The organism is Acinetobacter sp. Gutcm_16, assembly GCF_028649355.1.
Lineage (GTDB): Bacteria > Pseudomonadota > Gammaproteobacteria > Pseudomonadales > Moraxellaceae > Acinetobacter > Acinetobacter johnsonii.
Genome location: NZ_JAQSUV010000037.1, coordinates 23,783 through 41,707, shown reverse-complemented (window position 1 = coordinate 41,707; position 17,925 = coordinate 23,783). Strand labels below are relative to the sequence as shown.

The 17,925-nt window shown below is 41.9% G+C and carries 14 protein-coding genes and 1 riboswitch; of the genes, 5 read left to right on the top strand and 9 right to left on the bottom strand.

Features of this window, described 5'->3' with window-relative positions; all coding sequences use genetic code 11:
- Nucleotides 1–98 precede the first annotated feature (98 nt).
- Together PTT44_RS15835 and PTT44_RS15830 are read right to left on the bottom strand one after the other, a co-directional pair.
- Nucleotides 99–1,901, bottom strand: a complete 1,803-nt coding sequence (locus PTT44_RS15835; RefSeq protein ID WP_168159447.1) for an acyl-CoA dehydrogenase C-terminal domain-containing protein — start codon at nucleotides 1,899–1,901, stop codon at nucleotides 99–101.
- Between the two features lie 305 nt (nucleotides 1,902–2,206).
- Entirely contained in the window at nucleotides 2,207–2,824 is a 618-nt protein-coding gene (locus PTT44_RS15830) for a hypothetical protein (protein WP_168159446.1), read from the bottom strand.
- 137 nt (nucleotides 2,825–2,961) lie between these two features.
- On the opposite strand from PTT44_RS15830, the gene baeS reads away from it, so the two are divergent.
- From baeS to PTT44_RS15815, 3 genes are all read left to right on the top strand, one after another.
- Nucleotides 2,962–4,614 carry a sensor histidine kinase efflux regulator BaeS gene (baeS, locus tag PTT44_RS15825; protein WP_004697753.1) on the top strand — a complete coding sequence of 551 codons (1,653 nt, stop codon included), beginning with the start codon at nucleotides 2,962–2,964 and terminating at the stop codon, nucleotides 4,612–4,614.
- 19 nt (nucleotides 4,615–4,633) lie between these two features.
- Nucleotides 4,634–5,320: a response regulator gene (locus PTT44_RS15820; protein ID WP_168159445.1), complete on the top strand. Its 687-nt coding sequence runs from the start codon at nucleotides 4,634–4,636 to the stop codon at nucleotides 5,318–5,320.
- A 212-nt stretch (nucleotides 5,321–5,532) separates the two neighbouring features.
- Nucleotides 5,533–6,888: an amino acid permease gene (locus tag PTT44_RS15815; RefSeq protein WP_168159444.1), complete on the top strand. Its 1,356-nt coding sequence runs from the start codon at nucleotides 5,533–5,535 to the stop codon at nucleotides 6,886–6,888.
- A 985-nt stretch (nucleotides 6,889–7,873) separates the two neighbouring features.
- On the opposite strand, the gene PTT44_RS15810 is transcribed toward PTT44_RS15815, so the two are convergent.
- The 7 genes from PTT44_RS15810 to PTT44_RS15780 form a co-directional block, all read right to left on the bottom strand.
- Nucleotides 7,874–8,245 carry an MmcQ/YjbR family DNA-binding protein gene (locus PTT44_RS15810; RefSeq protein ID WP_168159443.1) on the bottom strand — a complete coding sequence of 124 codons (372 nt, stop codon included), beginning with the start codon at nucleotides 8,243–8,245 and terminating at the stop codon, nucleotides 7,874–7,876.
- A 70-nt stretch (nucleotides 8,246–8,315) separates the two neighbouring features.
- Nucleotides 8,316–9,761, bottom strand: coding sequence for a protein adenylyltransferase SelO (locus tag PTT44_RS15805; RefSeq protein ID WP_168159442.1), 1,446 nt, complete (start codon nucleotides 9,759–9,761; stop codon nucleotides 8,316–8,318).
- A 78-nt stretch (nucleotides 9,762–9,839) separates the two neighbouring features.
- Nucleotides 9,840–10,169, bottom strand: coding sequence for a DHCW motif cupin fold protein (locus PTT44_RS15800; protein WP_004983602.1), 330 nt, complete (start codon nucleotides 10,167–10,169; stop codon nucleotides 9,840–9,842).
- Between the two features lie 74 nt (nucleotides 10,170–10,243).
- Nucleotides 10,244–11,410, bottom strand: a complete 1,167-nt coding sequence (locus tag PTT44_RS15795; protein WP_058951655.1) for an acyl-CoA desaturase — start codon at nucleotides 11,408–11,410, stop codon at nucleotides 10,244–10,246.
- A 276-nt stretch (nucleotides 11,411–11,686) separates the two neighbouring features.
- Nucleotides 11,687–12,409, bottom strand: a complete 723-nt coding sequence (locus PTT44_RS15790) for a glycerophosphodiester phosphodiesterase (protein ID WP_168159441.1) — start codon at nucleotides 12,407–12,409, stop codon at nucleotides 11,687–11,689.
- 299 nt (nucleotides 12,410–12,708) lie between these two features.
- Complete coding sequence (locus PTT44_RS15785; RefSeq protein WP_078388464.1) at nucleotides 12,709–13,287, bottom strand: cob(I)yrinic acid a,c-diamide adenosyltransferase; 579 nt, start codon at nucleotides 13,285–13,287, stop codon at nucleotides 12,709–12,711.
- A gap of 100 nt (nucleotides 13,288–13,387) precedes the next feature.
- Nucleotides 13,388–15,217 (bottom strand): TonB-dependent receptor plug domain-containing protein, encoded by a 1,830-nt coding sequence (locus tag PTT44_RS15780; RefSeq protein ID WP_168159440.1) that lies wholly within the window; start codon nucleotides 15,215–15,217, stop codon nucleotides 13,388–13,390.
- Nucleotides 15,218–15,252: 35 nt separating this feature from the next.
- Nucleotides 15,253–15,460: riboswitch (cobalamin riboswitch) on the bottom strand.
- Nucleotides 15,461–15,603: 143 nt separating this feature from the next.
- On the opposite strand from PTT44_RS15780, the gene PTT44_RS15775 reads away from it, so the two are divergent.
- On the top strand, nucleotides 15,604–16,245 hold the full coding sequence (locus PTT44_RS15775) for a phosphoribosylanthranilate isomerase (protein ID WP_168159439.1): 642 nt from the start codon (nucleotides 15,604–15,606) through the stop codon (nucleotides 16,243–16,245).
- Nucleotides 16,229–17,458: a tryptophan synthase subunit beta gene (gene trpB, locus PTT44_RS15770; RefSeq protein WP_168159438.1), complete on the top strand. Its 1,230-nt coding sequence runs from the start codon at nucleotides 16,229–16,231 to the stop codon at nucleotides 17,456–17,458. The genes PTT44_RS15775 and trpB overlap by 17 nt, the downstream gene beginning before the upstream one ends.
- Nucleotides 17,459–17,925 lie beyond the last annotated feature (467 nt).

The following is a 17,925-nucleotide window of genomic DNA, read 5'->3' as shown; positions in this document are numbered from 1 at the left end:
TTTATAAAGAAAAAGGACCGCCAAAGCTATGACTGTCCTTTTTCATTTCTGTACTCAAGAGTACAACTATTTCGAATATCGAATTAGTTATTAATTACTTAGAATGCAAAGTGCTCTGCATCTAATGCGAGTAATGGTTCTACGCCACCAGCAATCACGTCAACGTGTGAGCGAACACGTGGAAGGATCTTCTTGAAGTAGAAACGAGCTGTCGTGACTTTCGCATTATAGAAGTCAATGTCAGTTGTACCTGCAGCCAATGTTTCTTGTGCTACAAGTGCCATACGTGCCCATAGATAAGCAAGCGTTACATAACCAGAGAAGTATAGGTAATCGACCGCAGCAGCACCGACTTCATCTGGGTTTTGCATTGCTTTCATACCAATTTGCATGGTTAAGTCGCCCCACTCTTTGTTTAGAGCAGCAAGAGGTTCAACAAACTCTTTCATTGCAGCATTGTCTTTGTTTGCTTCAACAAATTTGTGAATAATCTTAGTGAAGTCTTTCAACATTGCACCTTGAGTACCCAAAACTTTACGACCTAACAAGTCAAGCGCTTGGATTTCAGTTGTCCCTTCGTATAAACACGCAATACGTGTATCACGAACGATTTGTTCCATACCATGCTCTGAAATAAAGCCGTGACCACCAAACACTTGAACGCCGTGTTTTGCAGATTCAGAACCTGTTTCAGTCAAGAATGCTTTTGCAATTGGCGTAAGCAGCGACAAGATGTTGTCAGAAGATTTACGTTCTTCTTCAGTTGCGCCTTGCTCAACCACGTCAGCATGTAGAGACAATAAGTAAACCAGTGCACGACCACCTTCAGCAAATGCTTTTTGAGTTAATAGCATGTTACGAACAGCAGGGTGAACAATAATTGGATCGGCTTCTTTTTCTGGTGCTTTAGGACCTGTCAAAGAACGCATTGCCAGACGGTCTTTCGCATAGGTTAATGCACCTTGGAATGCGCCTTCAGATGCTGCAAGACCTTGTACAGCCGTACCAATACGTGCAGTGTTCATGAAGGTGAACATGCAGTTTAAGCCACGGTTTTCAGGGCCAATCAGGAAACCTTTTGCATTGTCAAAGTTGATCACGCAAGTTGAGTTCCCGTGGATCCCCATTTTGTGTTCGATAGAACCACAACGCACCGCGTTACGCTCACCCACAGTACCGTCTGCGTTTAAGTTAAACTTAGGTACGATGAATAAAGAAATACCTTTAGTGCCTTTAGGTGCGCCAGGAAGACGGGCAAGTACAATGTGAACAATGTTCTCAGCCATGTCATGTTCACCCGCTGAGATAAAGATTTTCTCACCAGTGATTGCATAGCTACCGTCTGCTTGTGGCTCAGCTTTAGTACGGATAATACCCAAGTCAGAACCAGCGTGTGATTCTGTTAAGCACATCGTACCTGTCCAAACACCTGAAACAAGGTTTGGTAAGTAAGCATCTTTTTGTTCAGCTGAACCGTGATGTTCTAAAGTACGAACTGCACCATGAGAAAGACCTGGGTACATGCCCCATGCCCAGTTTGCAGTACCGACCATTTCTGAAATCACGTTACCCAAAGAAACAGGTAATGCTTGACCGCCGTATTGTTCTTCAGCAGAAAGAGACGGGAAGCCAAGTTCGATATATTTTTGATACGCTTCTTTAAAGCCAGTTGGAGTTGTAACAACGCCATCATTCCAAGTACAACCTTCGCGGTCGCCGCTTTGGTTGATTGGAGACAATTCGTTTTCACAGAAATCTGCAGCAGCTTCTAAATATTGGTCAACCAATTCACGGCTTACGGTTTCCTGAAATGCAGGCAATTTAGAATAGTGTTCTTCTGCATTCAATAGCTCATGCAGTACGAATTGCATATCACGTAAGGGCGCTTTGTATTGTGGCATATCGGTTTCCTCAATACTGGTTTAACCAGCTTATAATCCTAATAAACATAAAAACGTGTCTTCTTTGACACGGATTGGAATAACTTAATCGTGCAACATCTTCTAATTTGGTACAAGCGGTTCAGGTGCTTTTCTTGGTGACTGTAAAGTCAAATAAATATTATTCAAAATCGCTAAGTGCACTGAGTGTAAACAGTTTTGCTGCTTTTGGCATGACATAAATAGTCAAAAAGCGTAAAAAGTTATGTCCAATAAAAAAGGCGCAATTTGCGCCTTTTTTATATATTTATGCTTTTTAAAGTGGCTTAAGCAGCCTTATTCGGTGCTGAAACAGGGGCTTTAGGCTGGAAGTGAACGATACATTTGCCATCTACTGTTTGTGTGCCAACTTTTAACTGCACGACTTTACCATCGGTTTGACCTTGGCAGGCTTTGGTCGCAGCTTGTTGGCGCGCTTGACGTTCAGCTAAACGTTGATCGTATTGCTGAGTTAACTCAGCACGTTTCGCATCGGTTAGTGGTTCGCCACGCTGCATATGCATGCCACGGAATTCACCACGATCGGCTTGATCACCACGCATTGGGCGGTGTTCACCACGTTTCATTTCATCACGGTTCGGTTTAAACGAAATCGCACATGTGCCATCTAGCGTTTGTTCACCTGCTTTGACTTGGACTGCTGACCCCACCGCTTTGCCATCGCAGGCTTTTTTAATGTCTTGCATGACTTGCTTGCGTTCAGTACGCATTTTTTCAAATTGTTCGCGTTGTTCAGGTGTCATGTGACGGTCTTTTTGATAATGACCATGCATATGTTGCGACTGCTCCATATCTTTCGGTGCTTGGGGGGATTGACAGGCAGTCAACGCACCTACAGATAAAACGCTGGCAGTGGCTAAAGCCAATTTTGTCATCTTATTCATTCTACAACTCCCCCATACAAGAGCATGTGATTTTGGATGATTAAAGATTAAATAATAAAGATGTAGAAACAATGGAGAGTTTTTTGGTGCAGTGTTCTATACAATAACAAGGCAAAAGAATGACCGAGAGATTGCTTTTGAAGATTCGCCGCGTACCGATTGCTTTACGCTTATTCCTCACTGTATTGCTAACCACTTTGGTGATTACCACGGTGAGTTTAGGTGTGTTGCATTGGACGATGCAAAAGAATTTTGCCAAATATGTGGCGGACGTGGAAATGCAAAAGCTCGATCATCTGATTGATAACTTGGCTGGCGTTTATAGCACTTATCATGACTGGGGCAATGCTATTCAAGCGCAAATTTTGCAGATTGAAGGACATGCCGCGCCAGATGATTATGACCGTCTCTCTCGTTGGTGGTTGCGCCGCCAGTACGATATTGCTCTGCAACAGCGTTATTTTAAAGAAAATACCAAAACCTTACTCAGTGATGTTTCTACCACTGAAGTCAAACATGAAAAGCAGATTTTAACCGAACAAGAACTGCAAGCTTTGGAGGAAAACTTACCTTCTGAGTTTCAACCCTTTGAAGGTTTAAAGTTCCCGCTCAGCGCCAATCAAAATGTGTTCCGCCCAGATCGTAAAAAAGAAGAGATTGAACAAGAGAGCAAACAAAACACAGGCAAAAAACAGTTTATTTCCACGCCTGACCGTTTGGGTCTTAGCTCGCGTTTGTCTTTATACGATACGCAGCGTCAGTTCGTGGTCGGTGAACCTTCGGATGATCAAGTTTCTTTCCGTCCTATTGTAGTGAATAACCAAGTGGTGGGCTACTTGGGGCTGAAACCAGTTCTCGATCAAGATGATGCGTTGAGTATCAACTTCTTTAGTAACCAAAAACGTTATTTATTGCTGGTCTATGGTTTAACCGTTTTTGCCAGTTTAATTGCGGCGTTGTTACTTGCGACTTATTTTAAGACACCGATTCAACGCTTGTTGAATGGTACGCGTGAATTAACCAAGGGTAATTTTCAGCATCAAGTTAAAGTGAATCGAAACGATGAACTGGGTGATTTGTCCAATGAACTGAATCAATTGGCTGTGATTTTAGATCAGCATGAAATTTCGCGTCGTCAGTGGGTGTCAGATACTTCGCACGAGTTGAAAACACCGCTGGCAGTGTTACAAGCGCAGATCGAAGCGATGCAAGACGGTATTCGAAAACCAACGCCTGAGCATTTTGAATCGATGTTACGCCAAGTCACCAGCTTGAAAAAACTCACGCATGACTTGGCTGATTTGGCACAAGCGGAAGCACAGCAATTAAACTGTTACTTTGCAACCGTGAACCCATGGGCGGTAATTGAGCAAGAAGTGGAAAACTTTAAGCCTAAATTTGAACAGGCCCATTTAAGCATCAGTGTCGAAGGTGAGGGCGCTGAGTTACAACTTGATATTGACCGCTTTAAGCAAATCATGGTCAATTTATTGGGTAATAGCATTCGTTATACCGAAGCAGGTGGTCAGGTTCGAGTTCATACGGAACAGTCTGCAACAGATTGGACAGTCTATGTCGATGACAGTCCATATGGTTTAACTGATGAGCAACTGGCACGACTCGGTGAGCGTTTCTATCGAGTCGATGACTCGCGTACGCGGAGCACAGGTGGTACAGGTTTAGGTTTGGCTTTATCGGCTAAACTGGCACAGGCTTTGGGCGGCGAATTGAGTTTTGATCATTCGCCTTTGGGTGGTTTACGTTGCAAGTTAACGTTCCCAAAAAAATGAAACACAAAAGGAAGTATGTATGAAACATATTATGCTGGTTGAAGATGAAGTAGAACTTGCACAATTAGTCCGCGATTATCTTGAAGCAGCGGGCTTTGAAGTCAGTATGTTTCACGATGGTCAGGACGCATTTGATAGCTTTACGCAGCGTAGACCGAGTCTGATGATTTTAGACTTGATGGTGCCGCGTATGGATGGTTTGACCATTTGCCGTAAAGTTCGTGAACAGTCGGATCTACCGATTATTATGGTCACCGCGCGTACGGAAGAAATTGACCGTGTGCTTGGCTTGAACATGGGAGCAGATGACTATGTGTGTAAACCCTTTAGCCCAAAAGAATTGGTAGCGCGTGTCCAAGCCGTGTTACGTCGTTTAGAGCGTAAAGCTGAGCCTGAAGATCAGTCTTTGTTCCGTATGGATAAAGCGCAACAACGCATTTGGTATCAACAAAAGCCTTTAAACCTAACGCCAACCGAGTTTCGTTTACTGGAGTTGTTTTTAGAGCATGTGGGTCAAGTGTATTCACGTGCGCAGTTACTGGATCATATCAACCCAGATAGCTTTGAAGTAGCTGACCGTGTGATTGATAGCCATATTAAGAACTTACGTCGTAAGATTTCGGATGCAGCTGAAACAGGCAACCGTCATGAATGGGTTCAGGCGGTATATGGTGTAGGCTACCGTTTTGAATATCCTGAAGATTAATGCAGTTTACTGAACGATAGAAGAAGCGGATCAGCCTTGGGCTATCCGCTTTTTTTATGGAATTAAAGCAAAGGCAGCAATCAAAATCAGCAGTTTGCTTAAATCTCCAACTGGTGAAATGAAACCGAGCAATCTGCAATTTAAAAGGACAAGACTGGTTGATCGTCTGTGCAAGCGGTACAATTCATTTTTTTATCAGATGAGCATGTGTTTTGAGCAGCGAGACGCCTAAACTTCAGCGCCGTTTAAAGAACCGCCATATTCAATTGATCGCCATGGGGGGTGCAATTGGCACAGGGCTGTTCTTAGGTTCAGCACATATTATTGAATCTGCTGGCCCTTCGATTATTTTGGGTTATATGATTGGCGGTTTGATTGCATTTTTAATTATGCGTCAGCTCGGTGAAATGATTGTGCATGAGCCAGTGACGGGTTCATTCAGCTACTTTGCCTTTAAATATTGGGGGCGGTTTTCAGGCTTTTTAACGGGCTGGAACTACTGGGTGCTGTACATCTTAGTGGTGATGACTGAGCTGACCGCGATTGGTAAATATGTGAATTACTGGTGGCCACATATTCCTGCGTGGGTCTCGGTGCTGGTGTTTTTTGTGGTGATCACACTGGCCAATCTTGCCAATGTCAAACTGTATGCGGAGTCTGAGTTTTGGCTGTCGATGATTAAAGTTGTGGCGATTATCGCCATGATCATCTTCGGGATTTATCTGTTGTTGACGGCTGATGTCGGTTCAACTGCATCTGTCACGAACTTATGGGTACATGGCGGGTTTTTCCCACATGGCTTTGAAGGCTTGTTTTATATGCTGGCCTTTATGATGTTTGCCTTTGGCGGTATTGAGTTGATCAGTATGGCGGCTGCGGAAACCGAAGATCCTGAAAAGAACATTCCAAAAGCCGTCAATCAAACGGTGATTCGGGTTTTCCTATTCTATATTTGCTCGCTGGCGATTCTTTTGTCTCTGGTGCCTTGGAATCAATTGGATTTGGGGGGCTTAGATAAAAGCCCATTCGTACTGATTTTTAAGCAAATAGGCATTGATTGGGCAGCGCATTTACTCAATTTTATTATTCTGACGGCATCGGTTTCTGTTTGTAATAGTGGGATGTATGCCAATAGTCGCATGCTATTAGGTCTGGCCGAACAGGGCAATGCCCCGCAAGTTTTTAAGCAGGTTAATCGACAAGGGACACCGATTGCGGCTGTTTTATTTTCAGCATTACTGATTTTTGGTTGCGTGCTGTTGAATTACTTTTTGCCTGAAAAAGCGCTCAGTTATCTGATTTATATTGTGGTCAGTGCTGCGGTGTTGAATTGGATGATGATCAGTTTGATCCATCTTAAATTTAGGCAGAGTATGAAAAAGCAGGGCATTCAAACCAAGTTTCCAGCGTTATTTGCACCGTTTAGCAATTATTTTGTTTTAGTATTTATGCTGATGATTTTATATATCATGTGGAATCATGGTTTTATGCTTTCCGTGTTGATGCTTCCTGTCTGGATCCTGGTGTTATTTGTTTTATTTAAAACATTGAAGCCGAAGAAGAGCTAAAGCGTAAGTAATGATGTTAAAAAAGGACTCACTATGAGTCCTTTTTTATTGGGCTTTTGATCATTGAGGGTTCTGATTTATTGCTAAATGATAAGTATCTAAAATAATGTTTTAGTTTGTCTTTTTGCTTTTACGTTTGTTTTAGACAAAGTCGATGAGCCTGTATTCAAATCAGCGAAGCATTCTGCTAGCCCTATGTATGTCACTTAGGGTTGGACTATAAGATAGCGTCCAAACTTTTCGACAATACATTCAAATAAGCAACTGAATATGAAAATGACTAAGATTTTACTGATTCTCAATGGGGCTTTATCTGAGGTTTGGCATGACCTGCTGATTAACTTGGGTGGAGAGTGAGCGACTTGCATACTCCATCTTTTCGGATTGATATGTATAGATAATTAAATAGGCAAAATTGAGAAAAGAGTGGTTGTATTTCCGACAGATTGAAGCAGTGAGCTATAAAGTTGCTTTTAAATCACGCAAAAATTAATTTTAAGGAGTAAGGTTCAGCTTCGGTCATCCTGAAAACTATCCACAATTTCTGCGGATAATTTTGGGGGTAAGTCTAATTAAGCTTATTTTTCTATGTACGTTTTGGCTTACACCAATTCAAGCGGATTGCGTCTAGGTCAGTCCCAAGATTTTTTATATGATGCAGACATAGAGAACAGGAAGTTCCAAAACATAAAACAAAAATGATAAGTTCAACACTAGGATGTGAGGTACAACAGGAGTTATACCTAGCTAACCAATACGAAAAAGCCCGACAGGATGTCGGGCTTTTTTTATCATCTATAAATGTCTCATTTCGCTTTTCTTTTCAAAATTTGGGTTCCAAATGGGCAATACGTAGAAAACGTTGAAAAACTGTTTAGCCGAGACAATATACCTTCAAATCCATGACCTGTTTGATGCAGTGATAGGGTTGCGCGTTAGGACATGTAATAGGCGTAATTAAAAATCTTTTTCATTCAATACATATTTAGGTGATGGCTTTAAGCGCAGCGATTCGCTGTCTTTGTCGTTTATTCAGCTTGGATACTACGAGCTCATAAGAACTTTGTACCAGATCAATGACTAAATCCGAATCTACGTTTTCATCTTCATAAATTGAAATCCAATGCTTTTTATTCATATGCCATCCTGCATGAATATACGGATAAATATCACGTAGCATCGCGCCGTGGTCAGGCGTAACTTTTAAGTTACTTAAAGCGGTACCACTTAATGATGAATTGAGCAAAAACATTTTATCCATGACTTTATAGACATCACAGCCTTCACCAAAGGGCTGACTACACGTCACTTCTGGCAGGGCAAGTGCAGCTTTTGCAGCAATAAGGTGTAAGGACATGGTGATCATCACTCTAGTGGGCGAAGCCCTGTGGATATTGTTTAATTTATCCACAGTTTAAGCAAAACGCTTAAGAGGAACAACTCACCATCACCTCTGGAACATCCGTTGGCAAAGGTGCTAAATCTTCCGCTTTCTCTAGTGCTACATTTCGCTCAAATGGGTGGCTAAGCAGGTCAAATAAGCGTTCGACTTCTGAGAAATCATTCCGTTCAGCCACCTCAATCGCTTTTTGTGCCATGTGATTGCGTAGGATATAAACAGGATTGGCTTGTTGCATGGCTGCATTGAGTGCTGCTGTGTCTTGATTTGCACGAATCTGTTCATATTGCGCGAGGAAACTTTCAAATTGACGACGGTCAAGGCAGTCATCTTTAATCATTTCATAGTGTTGATTCTGTAAACGCGTAAAGCTTTGTGTGTAGTCGAGCTGTTCGGTTTGTAGAATTCGTAAGAAGGTCATGGCACAGTCAAAACTGTCCGTGTGGAAATGAGGTAAGCCCATTTTCTGGCTTAAACCCAGTTTGTAGTGCTCCAAGAATGTGGGTTCATAGTGCTCTAGGCAATCGGCAAGGTCTTGCTTCCATTGTTCTTTGTCATAGTCTTGCGGACAAAGCGGAATGAGGTTATTCAACCATGTCCATAAGTTCCAATGTCCAATGCTTGGCTGCTGCTGATAGGTATAGCGGCCTTGGTAGTCGGAATGATTGTTAATCCAATTCGGACGAAAGCGTTCCATAAAGCCATAAGGGCCAAAATCGAGGGTTGAACCTGTAATGTTTAAATTATCGGTATTCATTACTCCATGTGCGAAACCGACCAGTTGCCATTTGGCAATCATTATCGCAGTCCGTTGAATCACTTGAGTTGCAAATGCCAAAACAGGTTGCTCTGCCTCTAAACACTCAGGGTAATGCCATTCGATGCATTTTTGGGTAAATTCGTCGAGTAAATCAGGTTGGTACTGGTTGATCCACTCAAAATGTCCTAAGCGAATATGACAGTCTGATGTGCGTAACATCATTGCACCGAGTTCCAATTTCTCCCGCTGCACGCCTTGAGTCGACGAGGTAAAGCCAACAGCATTACTCGATGCGACGCCTAAACCATTCAGCGCATGTCCAGCCAAATACTCACGAATGACGGAGCGAAGTACCGCACGACCATCTCCCATACGCGAGTAAGGAGTAGAACCTGCACCCTTTAAATGCAGGTCAATGGTTTGCCCATGTTGATCGAGAATTTGTGCGATCAATAAACCCCGACCATCACCGAGCTGTCCTGCCCACTGACCAAATTGATGTCCTGCATAGACCATTGCCAATGGTTCAAATTCACTAAAGGTTTTTTGTCCGCTGCAAATCTCTACCCAAGACTGTTTGTCGGCTTCAGACCATTGCAACTGTTCTGCCAATGCAGCATTGAAATGACCTGCTTTTGTCCCTTTCAGTGGCAAGGGCTGTTGATGGTGATAAAGCTTTGACGGAAGGAGAGAATAGCGTGAATTGAACTGCATAGTGAAGGATCACAAGGGATAAGCCATGACCCCATCAATATAGCAAAGTTTTAGTGTTAAGACATATATCCAACTGTTTTAGTCAACTATAAACAGCTTGGCACCCTTTGAGGTGGACGAGCGATGGGCTTCAGCTTGATCTGCAACTTGGTAACTCATGCCAGCCGTGAGGGTAAAGCTACGACCATCATCTAGTTCGGTGTGTAGTTCACCTTCTAAGCACAACAGGATATGCCCTTTAGAACACCAATGGTCGGCCAAATAGTTCTCAGAATACTCCACCATACGCACGCGAATCGCGTCAAATTGCTGAGTACGCCATAGGGCATAACCTTGATCACCTGTATGGCGGGTAGTTGGTATCTCGGTCCAGTTGGTGATACCGAAAGGAATGTTGTTAATATCCATGTTGTTATCTTTTATGAACTGCTAAAAAAAGCCCCTTGCGGAGCTTTCTTTTGAAATGCTGAATCAGAGATTAATTATTGTGAAACAGGGGCTTTTTTAATGCTGCGCATCAGTGTGGTCAAGGTTTGACGGTGATGACCTAAGCGCTGTTCAACCAATTGAAATTCAATTTTGAGCTTCTCATCCATTTGATGGATTTTTTCAGCCACTGCTGTTTTCTTGGCTTGAATTTCTTGTTCTTTCAATTTTGCCCAGTCATTCAAGGTTTGGGTGAATGCATCATACTCTTGCGCAATACGAGCTTTCGCGGAACTAATGTCATCACTGACATTCAGACCATGAACTTCTAAGTCTTGTTCAGCGTATTTAAACTTCATCGCAAGTTCAGCTTTTTTAATATTGAAGCTCGGAATACGACGTAAATTTTTAGCTAAACCAAGTTTTGAGCATGACCAAATCAACCATTTAGTTGGGTCATATTGCCACCATTTCACACCATTACGGTAGTCGTATTGGAAAATATGGTGGTAGTTATGATAACCCTCACCCCAAGTAGCAATAGCTAACCAGAAGTTGTCACGTGCGGTATTTTCGTCAGTATATGGACGTTTGCCCCACATGTGGCATAAAGAGTTAATGAAGAACGTGACGTGGTGGCTGAGGATTAAACGCATTAATCCGCCCAACAATAACACGCCCCATAAGTCGCCTACAGCCCAACCAATTGGTAATAAAATACCTGTGTGGACGATGATCACTAAAGGAACATAGTATTTGTGTTGGAACATCACCAATTTGTCATTGAGCAAATCGGGTGCATTTTTAAAATCAGGTTCTGCTGATGGATAGTCACGAAGCATCCACCCCATGTGCGCATACCAAAAACCATTGTTAATCGAGTACGGATCTTTCTCGATATCATCGACATGGCGGTGATGGGTACGGTGACCTGAACTCCAAAATAAAATACTGTTTTGCACGGCAAAGGTACCCATAATCATCAAAATGATTTTTAAAGGTAAGCTTGCTTCATAAGCACGGTGTGCCCATAAGCGGTGATAGCCAGCGGTAATACCTAAGCTACTAACACCCAGTAATACAAACATACTGATCCAAGCGGCTAAGCTGAAATCATGCTGAAAGGCATATAAGGGAATTGCAATCACAGCCACAATGGGAAGAAAAACCAATGCAAAAATTGCAACCCAGTTAAATGGGGCTTTGGGTAGGGGAGCATTCATCTCCAACAGCACTCCTGAAACCTTGGGAGGTATAAATGGAAAGTCAATCCATTACTTTTTGCATGGATTAAGCTACAGCATATTAGCATGAGCGAACCTTGGTTCACTAGCATTATTGTACAGATGTATTGTACTAAACAGTAACAGAATACGAATGTTTAGATATCGAAATTACCGAAGCATTTCTAGGCTTTATCGTAGCAGAGCGATCAATATGAAAAATCAATATTTTCAGTGTCACTACTCATGTAAAACTCAAGTCAGTCGTTGGCTTGTTCAATGTGCATCTGCCAAATGTTGTAGCATCATTTTAGGAAAATCGGTAATTAATCCATCAATACCACAGTCACGTAAATGTTTGGCGCGTTCGATATCATTCACTGTCCAAACACTAATGGCTAAATTCGCTAGTTGTGTGGCTTTTAACAAGTCATCGGTTGCCAGTTGGTTCATCCAGCCGATTTGGCAACAGTCGTATTTGAGCGCTTGTTCAATCGCAAGATGTTGAATATCGTCTTCAATCAATAAGCCACGTTTAAATGTTGAGTGTTGATCTTGGAGTGCTTGTAGGATTTTAAGATCAAAACTGGTGATGACCGCACTGTGTTCAAAGCCTCTAAGTTGCTGTGTGAGATCTTGTGTTAGTCGTTCCGCTTCAGCTTGTGTTTCTACAGCTTTGACTTCAACTTCAAGATGTTCAAAGTCCTGCATAATCTGGAGTGCTTGTCGTAGTGTTGGGGTACTTTGCTTTTCCCAGTCTAGCCAAATATGTGCTTGGTTATAGCTATCGAGTTGTGTGCTGCTTAATGGGTAGAGCGCTTGGTCGATCCCAGTGGTTCGGAGCATGTTGTCATCATGCATAATGATCAGCTCATGGTCGTTGAGCTGACGAACATCAAATTCAACCGCACGTATGCCTAGATCATGAATATATCGAAAACCGCCGAGTGTATTTTCTGGGGCTTCGCCACGTGCACCACGATGTCCGATGATTCTCATATTGAACCTGATCTATATACGTCTTTTGCGTGATTGTAGCGCTAAAAATATCTGATTGGGATAGATTCTAAGGTGGAAATATCAGATATGCGTAAATGTGATTCGTAATGGTTTGAGGTAGGACTGAATTTGAATGAAATGTTTATATTCACGATAAGTGATGGCATTTGACGAGTTTTACAATTGGCAAATGGTTTTGGTTTCTATTCCCAAAAGAAAATAATATCAAAAAGTCTTCCAGTAAATTGATCACAGGAAGACTCCGAAAAAATCTATTTCGTTCTAAAACTTAGAAACGTTTAAATAGTTTCATTGATATTTTTTTGCCAAAGTACTTCCGAGCCACCTTCAGCACGCTGTAAAGCACGCGATGCGACAAAAAGCCAATCCGATAAGCGGTTGAGCAACTGTAGTGCGGTGCTTTGAATATTTTGATCACGCGTGTGCACTGACATTAAGCTACGTTCAGCTCGGCGACATACCGCGCGTGCTTGGTGTGCATAGCTACATGCTAAAGAACCCGAAGGTAAGATAAATTCTTTCAGCATGGGTAAGTCTTCATTCATGCGGTCAATTTCTTGTTCAAGAAACTCAATACAAACCGGTTGCAGCAAGTGATAGTTTGGAATACACACTTCACCGCCTAAGTCGAAAAGCCAATGCTGAATCAGGCTTAAGCTTTTATCCCATGTGGCTTTGTCCGTGATTTGACTTGCGGTAATTTGAGCACGAAGCACACCAATTGTTGAATTAAGCTCATCCACATCACCGAGTGCGGTAATTCTTAGATCATCTTTAGTCACACGTGATCCATCACCCAAACCTGTGGTGCCTGAGTCGCCTGTACGTGTATAAATTTTACTTAAACGGTGGCCCATAATTTGTCCTGCCTAAAGAATGAAAAAAAGGATAATGCCGGTCAAAACATTATCCATAAATTGCGCTGTTTTAAATTGTTTTTTGAGTCTTTACGTTAAATTAATAACGGAAAGTGACTCCTGCGGTAGCTAGGCGGCCGCCATTCATATAGTAATAACCACGGTCTTGATATGCGGTTTTATACTCAACATCACCAATATTTTGAATATTCGTGAAGAGTTTTACATATGGATTTACATTCCAAAATGCGTTGATATCAATGGTTGCATAACCTGGAGTGCTATAGTTCTTATTCCATTCTTTGGCTTTAGATTTAGCAACTAATGAAGCACTAATGCCATAAACTTCGTTTTGTAAACCAGTCGTTAAGGTGAATCCTTGGCGAGGTCGACGTTTTAGGTCTTCATTGGTTTCTTCATTTTGAGCTTTAACATAGCTATAGGTTGCTTTCGTAAATAAATCATCTTGTTGCCAACCTAGATATAGCTCGCCACCTTGATAAGTTGCCTCTTGAATGTTGGTTAATAAGCCATTTGAACCAGATGCAATTAAGTCGTCTACTTTAGTGTAATAAGCAGATAAACCTGTTTGGAAACCGTAAGCCAAAACCTGATCAAGACCAATTTCATAGGAGGTGCTTTCTTCAGGATCTAAGTTAGGATTACCATTCCATGAGTTATAGAGTTCATTTAATGTTGGTGATTTAAAAGCAGTGCCAATATTTGTATAAATACTTGTGTTAGCGAATAATTGATAACGTGCCGCCATTTGGCCTACAGTATGTGAACCATATTTTTCGTTATCTTCAAGGCGAATACCAACTTGAGTATTTAGTTTTGAACCGTTGTATTGATGTTGAGCATAGTAACCAGTTGAATCTACATCTTCATTATAAGGTGTACCATAAGATAAGATGTCGCCTTCAAGTTTGCGATGGGTAATCCCAGAAATAATAGATTGGCTAGGAGTGAAGTTCCATTTGCCATAAAGTTCAGCTTCTTGTGTCTTACTATGGACGTAGTCTGTTGAATCTTTTTGATCAACTTCGTCATTAAATTGAGATAAACGTGTGTTGAGTTCAAATTGATCCGTTACATTTAAACGGCTACGCAGATTGATGATTTCATTTTCAAAATCTTGTTTTAGTAACGTACCATCAAAGGTGTAAGCATCGTATAAACTTGTACCTTTATTACTGCTGTAATCTACTGATACAGCATAGTCTTCTTTTTCGACGCCTAATTTGGTACTAAAGCCTTTTTGATCGAAAGATGCAGTATCAGTTTTATTGGTGTTTTGATTCGTCACTTTAGTTGCATCTGATTCTAAGCGTTGACCACGAACTTGTGCATAAAAACCATTTTCTGCTAAGTCTGCACCTATTACAGATTTATAAGTGCTGTGCTCACCTATTTCTCCTGTAATAAAAGCACCGGTTTTTTCAGGTGTTTTAGATACAAGTTGAATTACACCGCCAATCGCATCAGTACCATATAAAACGGATGCTGGACCTTTGAGGACTTCAATTTGTTTAATGTCAGTAGTATCTAAAAATGCAAGACTTGCAGTACCTGAAGAAGCATTATTTAAGCGAACACCATCACGTAAAATTAAGGTGTGATCTGATTCAGTTCCACGTAAGTAGATATCTGCAAGCTGCCCCATACCACCGCTTTGTACCATATTGATCGCTGCATCTGTTTTTAATAGATCAGGTAAAGATGCAATTGGTGATTGTTCAACAATTTGTGGCTCAATAATAGAGATACGTGCTGGTACGTCTTTAATCTTTTCTTCAGAACGTGTTGCAGTCACAACGAGTGTATCTAAAGACGCATTAACACTATCTTGTGCAGATGCTGTTGCGGAGAAACCCATCGCAATAGCGATTGCGCCCACTAAAGCTGTAGGCTGAAATAAATTTGGCATGCTGGCTCCATACATTCACCCCCCGTGAATGATTGAGTTAAACGGCGCAATAAGCAGGTCTCCGGACTTAAATATAAATATTGCAAACAATATTGGTATACCCATCTTCCCACACGAGTGCAGTGATGTAAGTGCAAACACTTATAAAAGATATACGTTTCGTTTTACCGTTGCGGGGGCAGTGTTGGACTCTCACCAACTTCCCTAAAGCATAATGCTTAGACTTATTGCATTTGCGCGCAGTATAAGGTTTGTATGGGAATTAAACAATCTATGTAAAGATTTTTCAGGATGAACTTTACGCAAGGCGAAAAAATTGCATTACAATGATTCGCCCTGTTATTTATAGATCAGCTATAAATAGGGTTGAGCCAGAGTCATAACCTATGCGAACCCGTGCCAAAATTTGTGGAATTACCCGTAGCCAAGATATTCACGCTGTGGTCAATGCCGGGGCAGATGCAATTGGTTTTGTATTTTTCCCGCCTAGTCCACGTCATGTTAGTGCAGCTCAAGCAAAAGAATTGATTCAACATGTGCCTGCCTATGTGCAAACTGTTGGACTTTTTGTGAATGCCACTGCGGATGACATTGCCGATGTGTTAAAACAAGTGGCGCTCGATATCATTCAGTTTCATGGTGATGAAACACCAGAAGGCTGTCAGGCAATTGCGGCACAAGTAGGACGTCGTTGGTATAAAGCCATTCAAGTGAAACCTGAACAGGATGTGGTGGCAGAAGTTCAACGCTTTCAACAGGCCGGGGCAAGTGCAGTGCTCTTAGATGCATGGCATCCTGAACTGAAAGGGGGAACAGGACACAGTTTTGACTGGTCACAATTCCCCAAACTGGATATTCCTTTAATTTTAGCTGGTGGTTTAACCCCAACTAATGTTGAAGACGCTATAAAGACGACTGGGGCTTATGCTGTAGATGTCAGCGGAGGCGTCGAATCCGCTAAAGGTATAAAAGACCAACAACTTATAGAAAACTTCATGCAAGGAGTCCATCGTGGATCAGCAAAGTAATGTGATTGACTATACCCAATACCCAGATGAACGCGGGCATTTTGGTATCCATGGCGGACGTTTTGTGTCAGAAACTCTAATGGCAGCATTAGAAGATTTAGAAAAGCTCTATTTCCGTATGAAAGATGATGAGCAGTTTCTGGCAGAATTCGACCGTGACCTCGCCTACTATGTAGGTCGTCCTAGTCCTTTATATTATGCTGAGCGATGGTCGAAAGAGTTGGGTGGTGCGCAAATTTACTTAAAACGTGAAGACCTGAATCATACAGGTTCACATAAAGTGAATAACACGATTGGTCAGGCTTTACTGGCAAAACTGTCGGGTAAAAAACGCATTATTGCTGAAACTGGCGCTGGTCAACATGGTGTTGCGACTGCAACGATTGCGGCACGTTTAGGTCTTGAGTGTGTGGTGTTCATGGGTGCTGAAGACGTGAAACGTCAAGCCATGAACGTGTACCGTATGCGTTTATTGGGTGCGACCGTTGTGCCTGTGGAAAGTGGCTCTAAAACATTGAAAGATGCCATGAACGAAGCAATGCGTGATTGGGTGACCAATGTTGATTCAACTTACTATGTGATTGGTACAGTTGCAGGCCCGCACCCATATCCTCAATTGGTTCGTGATTTCCAATCGATTATTGGTCGTGAAGCTCGCAAACAAATTCAGGAACAAGCAGGGCGTTTACCTGATGCTTTAGTGGCATGTGTGGGTGGTGGTTCAAATGCAATGGGCTTGTTCTATCCATTTTTGAATGATCCAGATGTGAAAATGTACGGTGTTGAAGCTGCGGGATATGGCATTGAAACAGGTAAACATTCTGCACCATTGAATGCAGGTCATGTCGGTGTTTTACATGGTAACCGTACTTATTTGATGTCGGATGAACAAGGTCAAATTATTGAAACCCATTCGATTTCAGCAGGTTTGGATTATCCAGGTGTAGGCCCTGAGCATAGTTTCTTAAAGGATATGCATCGTGTGGATTATGTACCAATCAATGACAATGAAGCTTTACAAGGTTTCCGTGATTTAACCCATATTGAAGGGATTATTCCTGCACTGGAAAGTTCTCATGCGATGGCTTATGTCACTAAACTTGCGCCAACGATGTCTAAGGATCAAATTATTATTGCGACTGTTTCAGGTCGTGGTGATAAAGATTTGATGACTGTGGCACGTATTGATGGCGTGGAAATGGTTGAGATGTAATTTTCCTCTGATGTGAAGCCTCTCTCTGTGGAGAAGGCTATACAATATTAAAATCGTGTTGAAGCAATTCAGCACGATTTTTTTGAAATAGAAGTTTATCAAAAACATGAATAAGTGAAGGCGACATGGATGTCGTTCGTTGAGCAGCCTTACAGGGATGTAATGTCCGCTCAACAAGATGGTTTTGTTACTTTTGCCGAAACGAAAGTAAGATATTTCCTCCCAATGAAAGCTCTGGTCAAATCTATCTTACTGGTCATGTAGCGTTATCTGCATTTTGACGGAGTCTTGCTGCTTACACCTCAAATGTAAGGAGTTCATAATGTTACTTTGGATAAGCCCAAAGTAACCAAAGGGATTGTCATTCGCAAAAATCGTCCTATACTTTCATGTGATTAATGTACTTGCAAAAACATTTCTATCGAAGTGTGGTCTACCTCGAACAATTGCGAATGACTTTTCGGTGA